Raw genomic sequence first — 18,830 nt, 5'->3', positions numbered from 1 at the left:
TTTTGGTTTACTCAAAGTAATTCACTTTACTTTTATTGTAGTTTTCTATATATTTTTTTGAGGTTCAATGTCGTTATCTCGTAACGACTATTATATAATACCACGCTCATTTTATCTTGTCAAGTATTTTTTTAATTTTTTTATTAAATCTTTACTTTCCGAGATGTTTCTCTGAAGTGATATCATATGCATTATATACTGTCTTTTTTAGCTTGTCAAGTTTTTTTAAAAATTTTATTTTTTAATTTTTTCTTGCCTGACCGCTTCTTTAACAGTGCCTTTATATAATACTAGGATTTTTTGTCTTTGTCAAATTTTTTTGAAATTTTTTTGAAATTTAAAGAGAGCCCTTATTTTCAAGCTTTTCTACTTTATTTTTTTGCTTGGAGGGCTCTTTTTTTAAAAATTTTTTTATTTTTTTATTTTTCTAATGATTTTTTTAATTCTTCTAGTTTTTCTTTGCATACATCCATAGCCTTTTGGAGTGAGTCTTTTTTGCTCATATCTACCCCAGCATCTTTTAATACTTGTAGTGGGTATTTGCTTTTTCCTGCTTTTAGGAAGTTAAGGTATTTTTCTAAATCTTCTTTATTACCCTTTAAGATTTTTTCTGATAGGCTTACTGCTGATGAAAAGCCTGTTGCGTATTGGAAGACATAGTAGAACATATAAAAATGTGGGATTCTTGCCCATTCTGTTGATATATATTTATCTACTTCTATATCATCTCCAAAATAGTCAACGTTTAGGTCATGATATATTTGGTTTAATTTTTCTGCTGTTACTGGCATTGAATTTTCTACTAGCTTATTTGCCTCTAGTTCAAATTCTGCAAACAGTGTTTGTCTAAAGACTGTAGATTTGAATGAGTTTACATAGTGGTTTAATAGGTAGGCTTTTTCTTTTTCATCTTCTGCATGGTCTATCATATAGTTTAATAACAGTAGTTCATTGGTTGTTGATGCTATTTCTGCTAAAAATATTGAATAGTCTCCGTAGATATATGGTTGGGTTTTTCTTGTATAGTATGAATGCATTGAATGTCCCAACTCGTGAGCTGTTGTAAATAGAGAATCTAGGGAATCATTATAGTTTAATAAGATATATGGTTCTGTATCATAAGAACCTGATGAATACCCTCCTGATCTTTTTCCTTCATTTTCCATTACATCAAACCACCTATCACCAAAGCCTTCTCTTGCTTTTTTGATGTAGTCTTCTCCAAGTGGGGCTAAGGCTTTTAGTATTAATTCTTTTGCCTCGTCAAATGTATATGTTTTGTTATAATCTTCTACTAATGGTAAATATATGTCTTCAAAGCCTAAATCATCTAGTCCTAGTACTTTTTTTCTTAGACTTGTGTAATCTCTGTGAATTTCTATATTATCGTGAATTACTTCTATTAGATTATCGTAAACTTTCTCGTCAATGTTGTTTGCAAACAGACTCATCTTTCTTGCCGAATCAAATTTTTTCAATTTCGCTATGGTATTATTTGCTGTCATCTCTCCATCTAAAAGAGATGCTGCTGTATTTTCAAATTGCTTGTAAACTGTATAATATTTTTCGTAGACTTCTTTTCTAAATTCACGATTTGAATCTAATTCTAGGTTTGTGAAGTTTGCATCTGTGATTTGTAAATCTTTCCCATCTTTTTTTACTTTTGGAAATTTTAGGTCAGCGTTTGAAAATATCATATAGGTATTTTGTGGGTTTTGGGAAAGTTTTGAAAATGATGCTATTATTTTTTCCTCATTTTCTGTCAAGGTGTGGTCTTTATTTCTAAATAAATCTTCAAAGTAATGATCGTAAATTTTTAGCTCTTCTTTTTGATCTATATATGTTTGTACTTTTTTATAATCTTCTGATAAGATTTCTGGTGTTATAAAAGAAAGTTCTTGGGCAAGATTTGCAAATAAATTATCTGCTATTTTTGACATTTCTTGGTATTTGGCAACTCTTGTATCTTCGTCAGATTTTAATGAAGAATATACGCCAAGTTTTAAAAATTTTCTTTCTAATTTTTCATCTGTCTTTAAAAAATCGTAAAGACTGTCAGCTGATTCTAAAATCCTTCCTTTATATGTCTTAGTTTTTTCTATTAGATTTTTTACTTCTTCTACTTCTTTATAAAAGTCATCGTCTGTCTTATAAATTTTTTCTGTGTCCCATTTTAGGGACTTGCCTATATCTTTTCTGTCCATTTTTTCTCCTTATAAAGCTTGTGCAACTGATTTGTTTCCTATATATATAAAGCCCATAGCTATTAAGCCGAAGGCAATTATTGCAATAATTTTTGTGCTGGTTGGTAGGGTCATATTCATTATTGGGAAAAATCCTGCAAGGATAAAGCCTCCCAAAAGTCCACCAATATGTCCCGTTATTCCAATTCCTGGAACCATAAAAGAATAAATAATATTTATAGCCACAATTCCTATAAAGCTTGATCCGAATTGTCTTAAAAATTCATTGTCTCTATAGTTAAACATTATTCCAAGAGCAAGTCCAAAAAGTCCATAAAGAGACGTAGATGCTCCTGCTGACACGCTTGTCATTTCTCCAAAGGCATAGGTAAATAAATTTCCCATAACCCCTGTTAGTAAATAAATAATTAAGAAATTTTTTGATCCATAAAGGGATTCAAAAGTATCACCAACACTATTTAAAAAATACATATTCATCAAAAGATGAAAAACTCCAATGTGGATAAAAATCGGGCAAAATAATCTCCACCACTCGCCCTGATAAACGTGAATTTTGCTCATAGCATTAAATCTCAAAAGATTTTCAATATTTTCGCTGCCGCCTGTGACAGTCATAAAAATAAAAACTATGACATTAATCGCCATTAATATTCTAGTCATTTTTCCCTTCGCCATAACTCCTCTTTCTTAAATTTTTATAGAAAGATTATCAGAAATAAAATTTCTTGCAATAGATTTTATTTCCCTCTTATAATCTCCCCTCTCAAGATTTGCTTTAATTTTAAATTTATAAACTTCATCTATATAAGGATTATCCCTCAAACTTTGATGATCTTCATCTTGCAAGAAAATTATTTTTATATTCTCATTATACCTTTTGGCAAATTTAGAAAGATTAATAGAATTTTCCCCATTAAACTCATCGACATTTTCACTAATAATTAAAAGGTCTTTGTCCTTTACCTCTTTTTCAAAATCAACAAGAGACAAAACAAGTTCCATAGAATTAGAAATTTTTGCCTTAAAAAATATATAAAGAGCCCAAGCTACTCCTCCTCCTGCACCAAGATAAGGAAAATCTATCTCGCTTGCCCCCAAAAAATCAGAAACTTTTTTAGAAAAGTGCCTGCAAGCTTTCTCAAGTTCCAAAATTTCATCTGGACTTGCTCCTTTTCTTATCGGTCTTTTCTCCAAAAAAGAATTTTTTTGGAAAAGAGTAAGGGGAAGACTTGTAGCAATTTCAAAATTTGCATTCAAAACCCTCCTATCAAGATCAGAAGTGTCAATAGAATCGACCTTAATCATATTTTTTGCAACTGGATTTAAAGAATTAAGATTTTTATCAAAAAATCTAACTCCCAAAGCATAGAGCATGCCCATGCCCATATCATTTGTGGCCGTATCTCCAATTCCAATAAAAAAATCCTCACAGCCGTTATTCAAACCATCGACAATCATCTCGCCAAGACCAATTGAAGAAGATTCCATAACATTTAAATTATCCTTATACAAAAGCCTAAGACCACAAGCTTGGGCCATCTCCATAGCACATAAATTTTTTTTGATAATATATCTTGCAGTCGAAGCCTCGCCTATAGGATCATGGACATTTACATAAGAAAAATCTCCACCAATAACTTCCTTAAGACTTTCAACAGTCCCAAGTCCCCCGTCCAAAAATGGAAGAATAGAAACCTTAGTATTTTTATTTTCACTTTCTAACTCTTCTTTAAAATAATTTCCAATTTCGATAGAATTTTCAAAATCTTTAATTGAATCTAAAGCAAGTAATATATTCATAATTCACCTCAATTAAATTATACCCAAACTATGTGGGCAAATTATTAAATATGTTTCACGAATAAATCATTAATTATCTTTACCAATTGCAAATTCAATGATATAATTAAGTGGAAAGTTTATAAAATAAACTTTTACTGTTTAACTCATGGAAATCTTTTAAAAAAGATTTCGCCCATCAAAGAGCCACTTAAAAACTTATAAGTGGCTTTTTAAAATGCCTTTCCATAAATTTTGGAAGGCATTTTTTTATTTTGAAAATTTGTGATATTGATTCAAAATTTATAATGAGTATAATTATCATATACTTTGTTTTTTATTTAAAATGAAGTAATTTTTTAAAAATATGGAGGATATTATGTCACTAATAGGAAAAAAATTACCTGAATTTAATTTGGATGCTTATGATCCAAAAACAAATGAATTTGTAAAGATAAGTGATAAGGACCTTGAAGGTGAATGGAAAGTTTTGATGTTTTATCCAGCAGACTTTACCTTTGTGTGCCCTACAGAGCTTGAAGATTTGCAAGAAAAATATGGGCAATTAAAAGAGATGGGTGCAGAAGTTTATTCTGTAAGCGTTGACACACATTTTGTTCACAAGGCTTGGCATGATGAAAGTGAAGCTATAGGAAAAATCCAATACAAAATGATTGGCGATTCAAACAAAGAACTTACAAAAGCTTTAGATATTTTAACAGAAGATGGAAAAGCTGACAGAGCAACTTTTGTTATAGACCCTGATAATGTTATCCAAGCACTAGAAATAAATGCGGGTGGAATAGGAAGAAAAGCAGAAAATAATATCTACAAAGTTAAAGCTGGTCAATATGTAAGAAAACATCCAGACCAAGTATGTCCTGCTAAATGGAATTCTGAAGAAGATGATACACTAACACCAGGACTTGACCTTGTTGGAAAAATCTAATGTTAGACAATAAATTAAAAGATCAGCTAAAGGCTTATCTTAAAATGCTAAAGTCCAATGTAACAATTGGACTTTCTCTAAATGAAGATGAAAATTCAAAAAAATTAAAATCTTTTATAGAAGAAGTGGAGTCTTTATCTGATAAGATAAAAATAGAAGAAGAAATTTTAAATTTCACTCCTGCTTTTAGCCTAAATGGAGAATTTGAACACGGAAAAATTGTTTTTGCAGGAATTCCTTTAGGACACGAGTTCGAATCATTTGTTCTTGCACTTTTACAAGTTGGTGGAATTGAACCAAAAATATCCAACGAAGAAAAAGAAAGAATAAGGTCTATAAAGGAAAAAAGAAATTTTGAAACAATAGTTTCTCTTTCCTGCCACAACTGCCCTGAAGTTGTGCAAGCATTCAATATCATGGCAGTTTTAAACAAAAATATTTCTCACACAATGATTGAAGGTTCAATAAACCAAGATATATGTGATAAAAGAGATGTTATGGCAGTACCAGCAATTTTTGAAGATGGAGAATTTCTTGACGGGGGCAAAAAAACTATGGCAAGTCTTTTAGACCTTGTAGCAGAAAAAGTCCAAAAAGATTTATCCAATTTCAAAGATTACGATATATTAATAGTCGGAGCAGGTCCAAGTAGTACTACGGCTGCAATTTATGGAGCAAGAAAAGGACTAAAAGTTGCAATAGTTGCAGACGAATTTGGTGGACAAGTAAACGAAACTCTCGATATAGAAAATATAACAGGAATCCTAAAAACAGAAGGACCTAAATATATGCTATCAGTCAAAAACCAAGTAGAAAATCTTGGCGTAGACATAATAGAGGGAGTAAAAGCTGTCGATTTCGAAAAAAAAGACGATGAATTTAACATAATCCTAGAAGATGGAGCAAAAATAAATAGTAAAAGCCTAATTTTTGCAACAGGTACAAGATGGAGACTTCTTGGAATAGATGGAGAAGAAAAATTCAAAAATAAGGGCGTAGCTTTTTGCACCCATTGCGACGGACCCCTATTTAAAGGAAAAGACGTGGCAGTTATAGGAGGAGGAAACTCAGGAATAGAAGCGGCAATAGACCTTGCATCAATAGCAAAAACCGTTACAGTTCTTGAATTTTTACCAGAATTAAAGGCAGATAAAATATTACAAACAAAATTAGAATCCTTTCAAAACGTAAAAGTTATAAGCTCTGCCCAAACAACAAAACTCCTTGGCGATAAAAAACTAACAGGTCTTAAATATATAGATAGAAATACAAAAGAAGAAAAAACAATTGATCTTGACGGAGTTTTCATCCAAATCGGTCAAATTCCAAATACAGAATGGCTAGAAGGAAAAATAAAACTCACAGATAGGGGCGAAATCGAAGTAGAAAAAGATGGTTCAACAAATATAGAAGGAATATTTGCAGCAGGCGATGCAATAAATTCCCTTTATAAACAAATAATAATAGCAGCAGGCTCAGGAGCAACAGCAGCCCTATCAGCCTTTAACTATTTAATAAGAAAATAATAATAATAATGTGCATAATGAAAATTTGCACATTATTTTTTTTTACTTAAATTTAAAATAATAGGGAAAAATAAAAAATACCAACAAGAAAAATGCAAATACGTTATAATAAAATAAAGAAAATTATTAAATTTTATATATAAAAATTAAATGGAGGAGTAAATGATTGGTCAAAATCTTAAAAGTAATCAAGATAAAAAACCCAATAGCAGGGAGATGGAAAAATTAAAAAAAGAATTTCCACAATTTTTTACCAAGGACGGTGAATTTAAAATTGATAATTTCAAAGATTTTTTGAAAGAAGAAGAAATCGAACTTTCAAAGGAAGGCTATGGCCTTGAATTTTTGGGAAAATCTTATGCTAAATACTTGAGTTCTTTGGAAAGCGAAACTTATATTTCTCCAGATTTAAAACATAACGAAAAGGATGAAAATAAAAACAGTGAAAATCTCTATATAGTTGGGGATAATATAGACGCCCTAAAACATTTGTTAGGATCATATAGTGGGAAAATAAAATGTATTTATATCGATCCTCCATACAATACAGGCTCTGACGGTTTTGTTTATCCTGATAATTTTAATTTTAATAGCGAGGAACTTGCAAGAACTATTGGAATTACAGAAGAAGAGGCAGAAAGAATTTTGAATCTTTCTGGAAAAAGTACCCATTCGGCTTGGCTTACTTTTATCTATCCTAGGCTTTTATTGGCAAGGGACTTATTAGCTGATGATGGGGTTATTTTTATTTCTATTGATGATAATGAACAGGCTAATTTAAAATTAATTTGTGATGAGATTTTTGGGGAAGAGAATAAAGTAGGTAATTTGCCAACCATCATGAATTTAAAAGGAAATCAAGATGAATTTGCTTTTGCAGGAACTCATGAATATACGATAGTATACGCTAAACATAAAGAAAATTTAATTATTAAAGGATTAAAAATTGATGATGATGAAATAATTTCAGATTGGATGATTGACGATATTGGATATTATAAAAAAGGAGCATCACTGATTTCTACAGGTCAAAATGCACCTAGAGACCATAGACCTAAACTACGGTTTCCTATTTTTTATAAAAATGGAAATTTAAAGTTACCCGAAAAACATATTTTAAATTCTTTATATGATTCAGAAAAAAAAGTGTTTAATGATTCTTATTTGGAAAAATATATAGATGATAAAAAATCAGAAGGATATCTACCCATATTGCCTTTTGTTAATAAAAAAAAGGCAAGTTGGCGTTGGAGTTATTCCAAACTCCAAAGCCAACTTGACGAAGTGATAATAACCAAAACAAAAAATGGAATTTCATTGAATAAAAAACAAAGACCCGAATTGTCAGATTTGCCTAGTAAAAAAGTTAAAACATTATTATATAAGCCTGAATATTCAAGTGGGAACGGAACAAATGAAGTAAAAAATCTATTTGGTATTGAAAGATTATTTGATAATCCAAAACCTATTAAACTTATTGAAGACTTTATAAATATATCATTAAATAATAATGATATTATATTAGACTTCTTCTCCGGCTCCGCCACAACTGCTGATGCTCTTATGCAATTAAATGCTGAAGATGGTGGAAAGCGTAAATATATTATGGTTCAAATTCCTGAAAAAATTGATAAAAAGAAGCCTGCTTTTAAGTCTGGATATAAAACTATTGATGAAATCGGAAGGGAAAGAATCAAAAGGGCCGGCAAAAAAATTAAAAATGAAACTGGTGCGAATATTGATTATGGTTTTAAGCTTTTCTATCTTGAAAAACCTAAGGAAAAAACTTTGGACAAGTTGGAGGAATTTTCTCCACAAATTAAATTTCCACTGGATGATATGGTTTCAATTTTTGATAATGACCATGCAAGTGGCAAGGAAAATATTTTGTCTACTTGGCTAAATGAGGATGGGTATGGTTTATCTCAATCTTCTGATGAATATGTTTTGGATGAATATAGGGCGAATTTGATTGGAAAATCTCTTTATATTATTGATTCCGGTTTGGGTTCAAGTGACGTAATGGAGCTTATTAGAAGGATAGAAGATGATAGTCTTCTTATAAATAGGATTGTTGTTTATCTTCATTCTATTGATTTTAGTGTTCTTCAAGAGCTTAGAACGAATCTATCTGTTCTTAGAAACAACAAAAATGTAAGCTTGATTGAGAGGTTTTAGTTATGGGTATTGAACTTACTATTCTTCCCCACCAAGAAGATTTTTTGAAGGCTATTGTAAAAGCTTTTGATGGTATTAGGATTTTTGACAGCAAAGATCCTTATTCTAATCCTCTGATTGATTTGGCTGATGAAAAAATCAGGGAAAATATTGAAAATTTATGGCAAGGTTATGAAAATTTACAGGCTATTCCAAGTAAATGGAAGGGGTCTGATGATGAAAATTATTTGGGTCTTGATATTCGAATGGAAACTGGTACTGGAAAAACTTATTGTTATACGAGGATGATGTATGAGCTAAATCAAAGGTATGGTTTTAATAAATTTATTGTCCTTGTTCCTTCTACTCCTATTAGAGAGGGGGCAAAAAGTTTTTTGTCGGCTGATTATAGCAAAAAACATTTTTCGGATCTTTATCCTAACAAATCTTTGGATCTTTCTGTTTTGGAGGCGCAAAAAAGAAAGAGTGGCCGAAAAAATTTTCCTTATGCTGTATCTGAATATGTGCGTGGAACAAATCTGCAAAAAAATAGGTTTTCTGTTTTATTATTAAGCTCTGGCATGCTTTTATCAAAGGCAACCATGAGCAAAGACGATTATGATCAAACTTTGATGGGAAATTTTACCCAACCTTATAGGGCAATTAAAGCTACTAGGCCTATTGTAATTATTGACGAGCCTCACAGGTTTAAAAAAGAAAATAAGGCTTACAAAACTTTAATTAAGGAAATTAATCCTCAATGTATTATTCGTTTTGGTGCAACTTTTCCTGAAAAGAAAAAATCAAAGGAAAAAGACTTTAATAATTTAATTTTTAATTTGGGTTCTAGCCAAGCTTTTAATCAAAATTTGGTTAAGGGCGTGGAAACTTTTATGATTGATGCTGAAAAGGAAAATGATACAAAATTTAAGCTAATGGATTTCAAACAAAATCCAAAGCTTTGCTATATTCGTGATGAAAAAACAAAAAAAGTAGAGGAGCTTGCAAAATTAGATAGTCTTTCTGTTTTGGGTGAGGAATTTTCTGGTATTTTTGTTGAAGAAATTGGAAAAACTAATGATGAAAATATTAATCGTGGTGTAACTTTGTCTAATGGTCAAGTTTTATCTAAGGGCGATATTATTTATGGGGGAATTTATACTGAAACTTATCAGGAAATGATGTTAAAGCAAGCTATCATCAACCATTTTGAAACTGAAAAGAAAAATTTTTTAAGAAAAGACAAGATAAAAACTCTATCCTTATTTTTTATTGATTCCGTTCGATCTTTTCGTGATGAAAATGGAAAATCCGGACATTTAAGACTTAAATTTGAAAAAATACTAGAAGACCATATTAAAAAAGAAATTCAAAATATCAATGACGATAGTGATGAGGGACTTTTGGAATATAAATCTTTTTTGGAAAGTTCTCTTTGTGATATTTCCAAGACAAGTGGTGGTTATTTTAGCGAGGATAATTCTACTTCTGAAGAAGATATTAAAAATGAAGTTGATAAGATTTTGAGGGACAAGGAATTTCTTTTAAATTTTAAGGATGAGAATGAAAATTGGAATACAATGCGTTTTATTTTTTCAAAATGGACTTTAAAAGAAGGTTGGGACAATCCAAATGTCTTTCAAATTGTAAAATTAAGATCTTCGGGTTCAGAAACTAGCAAACTTCAAGAAGTCGGCAGGGGCCTAAGGCTTCCTGTAAATGAAAATGGTTATAGGATTTCTGATGATCAATTTTATTTGAGATACTTAATTGATTATTCTGAAAAAGATTTTGCTAATAAATTGCTTGGGGAAATAAATAATGATACGCCAAATAAAATTTCTAATATCAATTCAATTCTTCCAAAAATTTCAAAGTTGAGAGCAATTTCTGAAGATGATATTTTTATTGATATGTTATCTAAAAAATACATCAACCGTAAGGGCGAGATAAATCTTGAAAATTTATCTAAGTTATATGAAGATTATCCTGAGGCTATTAATAACTTGAAGCCTAACAAGCTTATAGATGGTAACAAGAAGAAAGCCTATGTAAAAATTCGCAAGGATAAATTTTCAGAAATTAAAAGCTTGTGGAAGACGGTTAATCAAAAATACTTTTTAAAGTTTGAAGAAATTCCAGAAAATGAATTAGAAGATGCTTTTTATAAAATTTTAGAAAAAGATATTTACAGAGATACTAATGTTGAAATAATTTCAAAAAGAACTGAAAAAGAAGATGATAGGATTGTTTTGAGAGAAAATATGGCAAATTATTTTGTCACTAATGATAAACTTCCTTATAATGAATTTTTAAAAGAGGTCAATAAGAAAACAGGCTTGAGTATAAAAACAATTCACAAAGTTTTGTGCAAGATTAATCAAGATAAGGGCTTTATTGATGATAGATTATTTTCAAAAGTTGCTATTAATTCGATAGGAAATGAATTTAATATTTGGCTTGATAAAAAGCTTATAAAGAATTTTTCTTATAGGGCTCTTAATATTGATGTTAAGGAAACAAGCTTGACAGATAGAAATGGAAATGTTTTGGACGAATTGGTTCAGGGAGTTTTGGGAGTTTATAGGGACGAAAATGTTGATGTTCCAAAAAGATTTCTTTATGATGCTGTTATTTATGACAGTGATAAAGAAAAAGAAACTCTTATTAAAAGTGATATTGAAAAAGTCAGAGTTTTTGGGAAAATTCCTAGAAGATCAATTCAAATTCCTTTATTTAATGGAGGAACAACAAGTCCAGATTTTATGTATGTGATTGATTCAAAGGATGGGGCAAAACAAATTAATTTTATTGTGGAAACTAAGGATATGAAAGACGAGAAATCTTTAAGATATGATGAAAAAATCCGTATAAAATCGGCTGAAAAATTTTTTGAAACAATGAAAGAAAATGGAATCAATGTTGTCTTTAAAAAGCAATTAAAAAATGATGATATTGTAGCTATGATTAATGAATTAGATAGGTAAGATTTTGGCGATTGCAAAATGTGATAATAATTTTGCAATCGCCTTTTAAATTTAAAAATTAAAGTTTATTCTTCATTTTTAAAAATATAATAAAAAACAATAAGGGGTGAAATTATAAAAATTACTGGCAAGACTAATTTTGAAAATGTAAAATAATCTATTTTTTCTAATCTATCTCCCATATTTTTAATAGCTTGAGGAAAGGCTATTACTGAAAATGCTAGAAAAATTGTAAGTATTAAAAAGGGCATTTGTTTTGGATCTTTATTTAAGACCCCCTCCATTATTCCAAAATAATATATTAAATAAAAAACAAGGCCTATAGCTGCATATAAAAAATTCCAAAAAATTTTTGAAATAAGAGATTCATTTTCTTTATCATCATTATTTTTAAAATATTTTATATCTACTCCAAAAATTCCAGATAATTTCACAAGATTTTCCATGGAAGGCTCGCTTGTTCCTTTTTCCCATTTCGATACGGCTTGTCTTGAAATATTTAATTCTTTTGCCAAATATTCTTGGGTTAAATTTAATTCTTTTCTTTTATTTTTAATTTTTTCTCCAATCATATTTCCTCCTTTTCTATTATTTTAAAGATTTTTTCAAAAAAAGCTAGCAACTATAGGGCAACTTGGGGGATTTTTTCATTTATTCTTATTTTTTCTTGTAAATAATGATATAATTATAGAAAATAAGGGGGAATTATGGGCGAAATAATCAAAATCGAAGCTGATAGTGTTGTTGTAGGCCTTAATGATGGTTCCGTTGTAAGAGTAAATCTTTCAGATGTAGATTTTATTCCTGAAATAGGAGATAAGGTAAGAACCTTTAAGGACGAAAACGGATACTTAGTTAGTAAATTAAAAGAAGATAAAACACAAGATAATATGATTGGAGCTATAACTATGGATGGAAATGGTAATGTAACTAATAATTATTATAATCAAGGAAGACCTGTAAACAAATTAGCTTATGTATTGTTGGCATTTTTCCTAGGTGGAATTGGAGCTCACAAGTTTTATGCAGGTAAAACTGGTGCTGGAATAGTTTATTTAATTTTCTGCTGGACATTTATACCAGGAATTATAGCTTTTATTGAATTCATAATAGGTCTTACAAAACCTGCTGATAAATTTGGAAATATATATTTATAAAAAAATAAAAAAATCGACTAGAAAAACTTAAAATTTTCCTAATCGATTTTTTATTTCTTTAAAATGTATAGATTTCTTTGTTTTGATATTTTATCTATTTTTATGTAATCCATGAGATCTCTCCACTCATTCGCTTTGCTCATACTAAAACCCGTTTTTTAGGCAAACTTTCTCGTGCTTATAAAAACTCATTTACTAGGTAAATTCTTCCGTGTTCTCGCACTAGTTTTCAGGATTTATACCCTAAATCAACGGTTATAAATCTGCACTTAGTTTTAGGGATGATTGTGCCAAATCAAGGCACAATCATCTGGTCGAGATGGGTGAGGGTATGACTTGTTTTATTGCTAAAGTTTTTATTTCTATTTTTTTATTTACACTAGAAAATTTAGATATATTAGAATTTATTCTTTCTTTTATTTGATTTAATAATTAATTTCTAATATTAAAACGTAGCTAAACCCATCTCGAGCGTAGTCGAGAGATCTCTTGGTTTTAATATTTTCTCAATATTTACTTAATCCATGAGATATCTCCATGCACTCGCTTCGCTCATTTAGTCGAGATGGGTGAGGGTGAGACTTATTTTATTGCTAAAGTTTTTATCTCTATTTTTTTAATTTATCTATTTTCCTCCAATTTTTTAAGGGCAAAAAACACGCTTACTACAAGTCCTTCGTCTTCTGATACTTCTATTGTGTTATTTTCAAAATCGTAACTTCCTAGAAATTCATCGTCTTTTATTAGGGAAATTTCATTTTCATGATTTATTAACTTCATTTGTCTATTTATAATTTTAGCCTCACTTATAGGTTCATCTTTCATTTTTTCTATTTTTAAGTTTCCTATTACAGCTTGTTTTTTTCCTCTTAGGCTAAATAAATTTTTTATTTTAAATCTTGCAACTAATTTACCACTAGGACACAATACATTGTACTTGCCATCCAATTTATAAGTCATTCTTTCATTTTCAAAAATTTTGTCATCTCTATATATTAATTTTTTCATTTTTTTCTCCAATAAAAAAGCCAGCAGTATAAGCCGCTGGCATAATTTTAATAATTTTCTTTTAGATATTCTATTATATCATCAGATTCATACATTTTTTCATCACCAAAAACCATAAATGGAACTTGGACTTTGCCACCTATTTCTTCAAGGGCTTTTTTATTTTCTTCTCCACATCTTCCATCTTCTATATTATAAGATGTAAAATCTAATATTTTATTATCTTTCATATAATTTAAAACTTTTAAACTATATGGACAATCTGGTTTAAAATATAATTCAAATTTACTCATAATACTTCCTTTCCTAGTTTCATTCGTCTATTTCCTCTTTTAGTTTATTACCCTTAATTTTGTTTTATAAACTTAAAAGAAAAATATTAAGGATGTAAAAAGTAGAAGTATTAATAATACTGGTGGCATAAAGACTTTCATAGCTGCCAAAAACATGGCAAATCTGTCGTGTTTTTCCAGATTATCTTTTTCTAAAAGTTCTTCTTTTTCATAGATTTCTTCTTTAGTTTTTCCTTTGAAAGGATCTACTGGTCTTTTCATAGATTAGCTTCCTTAGCTAATTCATGTTCTTCTTTAAGCCTTTTTTCTTCGTTTTTTTCGAAGGCTTCTTGTTTTGTTTTTTCTGATACATCCATCAAGTGACAAGCTACAAAATGACCTTCTTCTACTTCTTTTAATTCTGGTTCAAATTGTTTGCATATATCCATGCAATATTTACATCTTGTATGGAATCTACATCCTTTTGGTGGTTTAACGGCTGATGGTATATCTCCATCTATAGTTTGCAATTCTTGTCCTTTATCAACATCTGTTCTTGGAATTGCTTGTAAAAGTGCTTTTGTATAAGGATGTTGTGGATTTTTAAAAATTCTATCTGAATCAGATAGTTCAACCATAACTCCCAAATACATTACCCCGATTCTATCAGATATATATTTTACTACTGAAAGATCGTGAGTTATGAAAAGATAGGTAAGGTTTAAGTCTGTTTTTAAATCTTGCAATAAATTTATAATTTGAGATTGAATTGAAACGTCAAGTGCTGATACAGCTTCATCACAAACTATAAAGGTTGGATTTAAAGCAAGAGCTCTAGCTATTCCTATTCTTTGTCTTTGTCCTCCCGAAAATTGGTGAGGATATCTGTGAATGAAATATGGAGCAAGCCCACATTGATTCATTACATCTTGAATGTATTCGTTATAGCCCGCTTCTTTTCTAGATTTAAAAAGTCCATGACCCAAGACACCTTCTCCAATTATATTTCCAACTGTCATTTTTGTATCTAAAGAACCATAAGGATCTTGGAAAATTATTTGAAGATCTTTTCTAAGCTCTCTCATTTCTTCATTTGTTAGTCTTGATAAATCTATTCCATCATCAACAAAACTTTCGAATTTTTCAAAAAGTTCTTTTGATTTTAACTCTTCTTTTTTAGAAGATATAACTTTTTCTTTTTCTAAAACTTCCTTATCAAGAACTTCTTTTTTATTTAAAAGCTCCTTATATTTTGGATCGTTTAGGATAGCATTTTTTAATTCTTTTTTATCTCTAATCCTTACTTCATCTTTTTCTTTAATTTTTTTGATTTGAAGTAAAATTTTTGATCTTTCTTTAATTTTTTTATAATAGTCATCTAGAATACTTGTAATTTCTTCTAAATTGTCACTAGCAAGAAGACCTCCTGCAATTCTCATCATATTTTCATATTCTTCTTGTAGAAGTCTTCTTTGATGCATAGCAGCTTCGTTTAGTTCAGCTATTTTCTCCTCATCATCTGTTCTTTCTAGTCCATCATAAATTATATGAAGAGTTTCAACTTCTTTGTCATAGCTAGGGAACTTCTTTGGTATATCAAGTATATCTTTTCCCATATAAGATGGGGCAAGTCTATCTAGAGTTGTTCCATAATAAAGGGTTGTTCCTTCTGTTTGTTCATAAATTTGAAGAATTGTCCTACCAAAGGTAGATTTTCCACAACCACTTTCTCCAACCAAACCAAATGTTTCACCTTCAAATATATCTATGGAAATATTTTCGTTTGCATGAACGTATTCATTTGCTCCCCTAGAAAAGATAGATTTTTTCTTGATTGGAAAATATTTTTTAAGATTTCTTATTTTAAATAAGACTTTTTTATTATTCTTCTCCATCTTCTCTCTCCTTTCTATTTGGGTAGTGGCATCTTATTTTTTGATTTTCATTTATTGCTACAAGCTCTGGCATTTCAGACCTACATTTGTCAGTTGCATATTTACACCTATCTGCAAATTTACATCCGTCTGGAAGATTAAGTGGATGTGGAACAGAACCTGGGATTATATCTAGTCTTTCATCTCTATCACTTGTAATTGCAGGAATAGAATTTAATAAAGCAACTGTATATGGGTGGTTATAATCTGTTATGTCGTGTTTAAAAATATAATCGACTGGAGATTGTTCTACAATTTGTCCACAATACATTACAGCAACTTCATCTGCCATTTGATTTATTACTCCCAAATCGTGAGTTATAAATAAAATTGATGTATTTTTCTTTTCCTTTAATTCATTCATTAATTTTAGAATTTGAGCTTGGATTGTTACGTCAAGAGCTGTTGTTGGCTCATCTGCTATTAATAATTTTGGTTCACAAGCAAGGGCCATGGCAATCATAACCCTTTGATTCATTCCACCAGAAAGCTCGAAAGGATATTGTTTGGCAACAACATGTGGATTAGGAATTTTAACTTGAGCAAGTAATTCCTCCACTCTTTTTGCAGCCTCTTTTTTATTCATATGTTTATGAAGAATTAAAACTTCTGAAATTTGTTTTTCAACTGTAAAAACTGGGTTTAGTGAACTCATAGGCTCTTGGAAAATCATGGAAATATCATTTCCCCTTATTTTTTCCATTTGAGACCTATTAAAGTCAGAAATTTTTTTGCCATCAAAAATAATTTCTCCACTATAGATTTTTTGGTTTGGTTCAAAAAGTTGCAAAATACTCATAGCAGTTTGGCTTTTTCCTGATCCACTTTCTCCAACAAGGCCCAAAGTTTTCCCTTCTTCAATTGTACATGATACTCCATTTACAGCTTTTATAAGACCACGTCTTGTTTTAAAGTAGGTATGGAGTTTGTTTATTTCAAGTAAATTTTTCATTTTTACACCTATCTCTCATTTGATCTTGGATCTATTGCATCTCTTAGGGCATCTCCAATTAAGTTTACTGAAAATGCTGCCAAAAATACTGCAAGTGCTGGTATTACCCATCTCCACCAATAAATATTAATTACATCAGATGATTGGGCACTTGTCATCATATTTCCCCAAGATGGCATTGGTTCTTGGACACCAAAACCTAAGAAAGAAAGTCCTGCTTCTGTAAGGAGGTTTCCAGCAAAACCAAGAGTAGCATTTACAATTATTATTGAAAGAATATTTGGAAGTATGTGTCTAACAAGAATTGATGAATTTGTAACACCCAAAGCTTTTGCCGCTATTACATAATCTCTTTCTCTTTCAGCTAAAATTTGTCCACGAACAAGCCTTGCTATTCCTGTCCATCCAATAACTCCAAGTAAAACCATAATCATCATTAGTCTTGTGTTTTGACTTGTATTTACAGGAAGTAGGGCAGAAAGTGTAATAATTAATGGATAGAATGGGAAAGACTGAACAATTTCTGTAATTCTCATAAGAACATTGTCGACTTTTCCTCCAGCATAACCTGATACCATACCTATAATTACACCAAGAACAACTTGGATAATAACTGATACGAAAGAAATTATTATAGTCATCTTTCCACCGTGAATTAATCTTGTAAAGATATCACGACCTTGATCATCAGAACCAAATTTAAATCCTTTTAGTCCCCAAGTATCTATTTTATTATCTTTATTTACAGCATAGTTGTTAAAATATCCTGAAAATATTTTTTCATATTTTCCATTAGGACAAGAAGCTTCACCATAATTATTATTTCCCCAAGAATAAAGTTTTCCATTTTCATCAAGGGCTGTAAAATGGTTTGTGCCTCCAACTATATCTTTAACTTTTCCTTTAAATTCAGGAACATTTTTTCCAGATAAATTATCTCTAGAAGGACCCCATACATAAAGTTTTCCATCTTTATCAAGGGCTGCTGCAGAATTTGTAGTTAGGGCAACTTTTTTAATTTTAAGCTTATCATTTTTAATTTCATCAGGAGCTCCAACATCAATTTCAGCTCCTCTTACACCAAGTAGTTTTGTAGATCCATCTTTTAATACAGCCAAAATATTTGAACCACTTGTATCAAAATCTACAACTTTTCCTTGAACTTCTTTTGGAATAAGATCAAGCCTTGAGTTCATTGTAGAACCCCAAACAAATATATTATTTTTTTCTGTTAAAACTACAGAATATTGAACTCCACCACCAAGTTTTTTAATTCCTTCTTCTTTTATTTGACTTTCTTGCATTGGTGGAAGTTTTGTTTGTTGGAAGGAATCATTACCCCAACCATAAACTTCATCATCTTCAGTTGCAACAAGAATGTGTCTATCTCCAGCTGCAACATCTTTTATTTTTTTACCATCTAGTTTTTCTTTAATATCTTCTGGAATTTTCATAACATTATCTTCGTTATTTTTTCCCCAGATATAATAATTTTTCTCCTTAGTTAGACCAACACCAAAAGTATTTCCTACAGAAACTTTCTCAACGCCTTCTTTTTGCATTTCAGAAGGAAAATCCATATACCCAGAACCTGGAGATACATTTATAAGATTACCTTCAGATTGATAAGGATTAAAAGGAATTATTGCTGATCCAATAAAAACGACAAGAATAATTCCAAGAAGTAATACAAGACCTATAACTCCAAGTGGGTTTCTAAAATAATTTTTTACAGCCATTTTTCCAGGAGATGTAATAGCATCTTCTTTCAAAGCTTCATTTTCATTTTTAGGATTAACATCTGCCAAAACTTCTTCACTTTCATTTGCATTTGTTCCAAAAGTAAATAAAGAAAGAACTAATTTCCCAAAAGATTTAAATGATTTTTTTAATTCATCTTTCATA

The 18,830-nt window shown here is 30.1% G+C and carries 15 protein-coding genes; 5 read left to right on the top strand and 10 right to left on the bottom strand.

All coding sequences use genetic code 11. From position 1 onward, the window contains the following. Positions 1–419 precede the first annotated feature (419 nt). The 3 genes from pepF to ASHG_RS06520 are packed head-to-tail and all read right to left on the bottom strand — an operon-like array spanning position 420 to position 4,004. On the bottom strand, positions 420–2,204 hold the full coding sequence (gene pepF, locus ASHG_RS06530) for an oligoendopeptidase F (RefSeq protein ID WP_040398326.1): 1,785 nt from the start codon (positions 2,202–2,204) through the stop codon (positions 420–422). 9 nt (positions 2,205–2,213) lie between these two features. After that, the gene (locus ASHG_RS06525) at positions 2,214–2,879 is read right to left on the bottom strand and encodes a rhomboid family intramembrane serine protease (protein ID WP_040398325.1); all 666 of its coding nucleotides are present in this window, start codon (positions 2,877–2,879) and stop codon (positions 2,214–2,216) included. A gap of 12 nt (positions 2,880–2,891) precedes the next feature. Beyond that, positions 2,892–4,004, bottom strand: a complete 1,113-nt coding sequence (locus tag ASHG_RS06520) for a glycerate kinase family protein (RefSeq protein WP_040398324.1) — start codon at positions 4,002–4,004, stop codon at positions 2,892–2,894. A 358-nt stretch (positions 4,005–4,362) separates the two neighbouring features. Between ASHG_RS06520 and ahpC the strand changes: the two genes are divergently transcribed. From ahpC to ASHG_RS06500, 4 genes are all read left to right on the top strand, one after another. Beyond that, the gene (ahpC, locus tag ASHG_RS06515) at positions 4,363–4,932 is read left to right on the top strand and encodes an alkyl hydroperoxide reductase subunit C (protein ID WP_040398323.1); all 570 of its coding nucleotides are present in this window, start codon (positions 4,363–4,365) and stop codon (positions 4,930–4,932) included. Then, positions 4,932–6,458 carry an alkyl hydroperoxide reductase subunit F gene (gene ahpF, locus ASHG_RS06510; protein ID WP_040398322.1) on the top strand — a complete coding sequence of 509 codons (1,527 nt, stop codon included), beginning with the start codon at positions 4,932–4,934 and terminating at the stop codon, positions 6,456–6,458. Before ahpC ends, ahpF begins: the two co-directional genes overlap by 1 nt. Positions 6,459–6,620: 162 nt before the next feature. Then, positions 6,621–8,636 carry a site-specific DNA-methyltransferase gene (locus ASHG_RS06505; protein WP_040398321.1) on the top strand — a complete coding sequence of 672 codons (2,016 nt, stop codon included), beginning with the start codon at positions 6,621–6,623 and terminating at the stop codon, positions 8,634–8,636. Between the two features lie 2 nt (positions 8,637–8,638). Next, positions 8,639–11,602, top strand: coding sequence for a type III restriction-modification system endonuclease (locus ASHG_RS06500; protein ID WP_040398319.1), 2,964 nt, complete (start codon positions 8,639–8,641; stop codon positions 11,600–11,602). A 65-nt stretch (positions 11,603–11,667) separates the two neighbouring features. Here ASHG_RS06500 and ASHG_RS06495 read toward each other — a convergent pair whose 3' ends face one another. Next, positions 11,668–12,174, bottom strand: a complete 507-nt coding sequence (locus ASHG_RS06495) for a helix-turn-helix domain-containing protein (protein WP_040398318.1) — start codon at positions 12,172–12,174, stop codon at positions 11,668–11,670. A gap of 135 nt (positions 12,175–12,309) precedes the next feature. Here ASHG_RS06495 and ASHG_RS06490 point away from each other — a divergent pair, with 135 nt between their 5' ends. Next, positions 12,310–12,759 (top strand): NINE protein, encoded by a 450-nt coding sequence (locus tag ASHG_RS06490; RefSeq protein WP_040398315.1) that lies wholly within the window; start codon positions 12,310–12,312, stop codon positions 12,757–12,759. Between the two features lie 621 nt (positions 12,760–13,380). Here ASHG_RS06490 and ASHG_RS06485 read toward each other — a convergent pair. From ASHG_RS06485 to ASHG_RS06460, 6 genes are all read right to left on the bottom strand, one after another. Next, on the bottom strand, positions 13,381–13,767 hold the full coding sequence (locus ASHG_RS06485) for a hypothetical protein (RefSeq protein WP_040398314.1): 387 nt from the start codon (positions 13,765–13,767) through the stop codon (positions 13,381–13,383). A 47-nt stretch (positions 13,768–13,814) separates the two neighbouring features. Further along, positions 13,815–14,060: a glutaredoxin family protein gene (locus ASHG_RS06480; protein WP_040398313.1), complete on the bottom strand. Its 246-nt coding sequence runs from the start codon at positions 14,058–14,060 to the stop codon at positions 13,815–13,817. 72 nt (positions 14,061–14,132) lie between these two features. Further along, positions 14,133–14,321, bottom strand: a complete 189-nt coding sequence (locus ASHG_RS06475) for a hypothetical protein (protein WP_040398311.1) — start codon at positions 14,319–14,321, stop codon at positions 14,133–14,135. After that, positions 14,318–15,934: an oligopeptide/dipeptide ABC transporter ATP-binding protein gene (locus tag ASHG_RS06470; protein ID WP_040398310.1), complete on the bottom strand. Its 1,617-nt coding sequence runs from the start codon at positions 15,932–15,934 to the stop codon at positions 14,318–14,320. Before ASHG_RS06470 ends, ASHG_RS06475 begins: the two co-directional genes overlap by 4 nt. Further along, positions 15,921–16,925 (bottom strand): ABC transporter ATP-binding protein, encoded by a 1,005-nt coding sequence (locus ASHG_RS06465; protein ID WP_040398309.1) that lies wholly within the window; start codon positions 16,923–16,925, stop codon positions 15,921–15,923. Before ASHG_RS06465 ends, ASHG_RS06470 begins: the two co-directional genes overlap by 14 nt. An 8-nt stretch (positions 16,926–16,933) precedes the next feature. Further along, the gene (locus ASHG_RS06460; RefSeq protein ID WP_040398308.1) at positions 16,934–18,829 is read right to left on the bottom strand and encodes an ABC transporter permease subunit; all 1,896 of its coding nucleotides are present in this window, start codon (positions 18,827–18,829) and stop codon (positions 16,934–16,936) included. Between the last annotated feature and the right edge of the window lies 1 nt (position 18,830).

The sequence above is a fragment of the Anaerococcus senegalensis JC48 genome (genome assembly GCF_000321005.1).
GTDB classification, from domain to species: domain Bacteria; phylum Bacillota; class Clostridia; order Tissierellales; family Peptoniphilaceae; genus Anaerococcus; species Anaerococcus senegalensis.
This window is presented reverse-complemented; position numbering and strand designations above follow the sequence as displayed.

Bases quoted from the DNA above. Each gene is read 5' to 3' on its own strand.
- pepF (WP_040398326.1), bottom strand. From the start codon at position 2,204: ATGGACAGAAAAGATATAGGCAAGTCCCTAAAATGGGACACAGAAAAA.
- ASHG_RS06525 (WP_040398325.1), bottom strand. From the start codon at position 2,879: ATGGCGAAGGGAAAAATGACTAGAATATTAATGGCGATTAATGTCATA.
- ASHG_RS06520 (WP_040398324.1), bottom strand. From the start codon at position 4,004: ATGAATATATTACTTGCTTTAGATTCAATTAAAGATTTTGAAAATTCT.
- ahpC (WP_040398323.1), top strand. From the start codon at position 4,363: ATGTCACTAATAGGAAAAAAATTACCTGAATTTAATTTGGATGCTTAT.
- ahpF (WP_040398322.1), top strand. From the start codon at position 4,932: ATGTTAGACAATAAATTAAAAGATCAGCTAAAGGCTTATCTTAAAATG.
- ASHG_RS06505 (WP_040398321.1), top strand. From the start codon at position 6,621: ATGATTGGTCAAAATCTTAAAAGTAATCAAGATAAAAAACCCAATAGC.
- ASHG_RS06500 (WP_040398319.1), top strand. From the start codon at position 8,639: ATGGGTATTGAACTTACTATTCTTCCCCACCAAGAAGATTTTTTGAAG.
- ASHG_RS06495 (WP_040398318.1), bottom strand. From the start codon at position 12,174: ATGATTGGAGAAAAAATTAAAAATAAAAGAAAAGAATTAAATTTAACC.
- ASHG_RS06490 (WP_040398315.1), top strand. From the start codon at position 12,310: ATGGGCGAAATAATCAAAATCGAAGCTGATAGTGTTGTTGTAGGCCTT.
- ASHG_RS06485 (WP_040398314.1), bottom strand. From the start codon at position 13,767: ATGAAAAAATTAATATATAGAGATGACAAAATTTTTGAAAATGAAAGA.
- ASHG_RS06480 (WP_040398313.1), bottom strand. From the start codon at position 14,060: ATGAGTAAATTTGAATTATATTTTAAACCAGATTGTCCATATAGTTTA.
- ASHG_RS06475 (WP_040398311.1), bottom strand. From the start codon at position 14,321: ATGAAAAGACCAGTAGATCCTTTCAAAGGAAAAACTAAAGAAGAAATC.
- ASHG_RS06470 (WP_040398310.1), bottom strand. From the start codon at position 15,934: ATGGAGAAGAATAATAAAAAAGTCTTATTTAAAATAAGAAATCTTAAA.
- ASHG_RS06465 (WP_040398309.1), bottom strand. From the start codon at position 16,925: ATGAAAAATTTACTTGAAATAAACAAACTCCATACCTACTTTAAAACA.
- ASHG_RS06460 (WP_040398308.1), bottom strand. From the start codon at position 18,829: ATGAAAGATGAATTAAAAAAATCATTTAAATCTTTTGGGAAATTAGTT.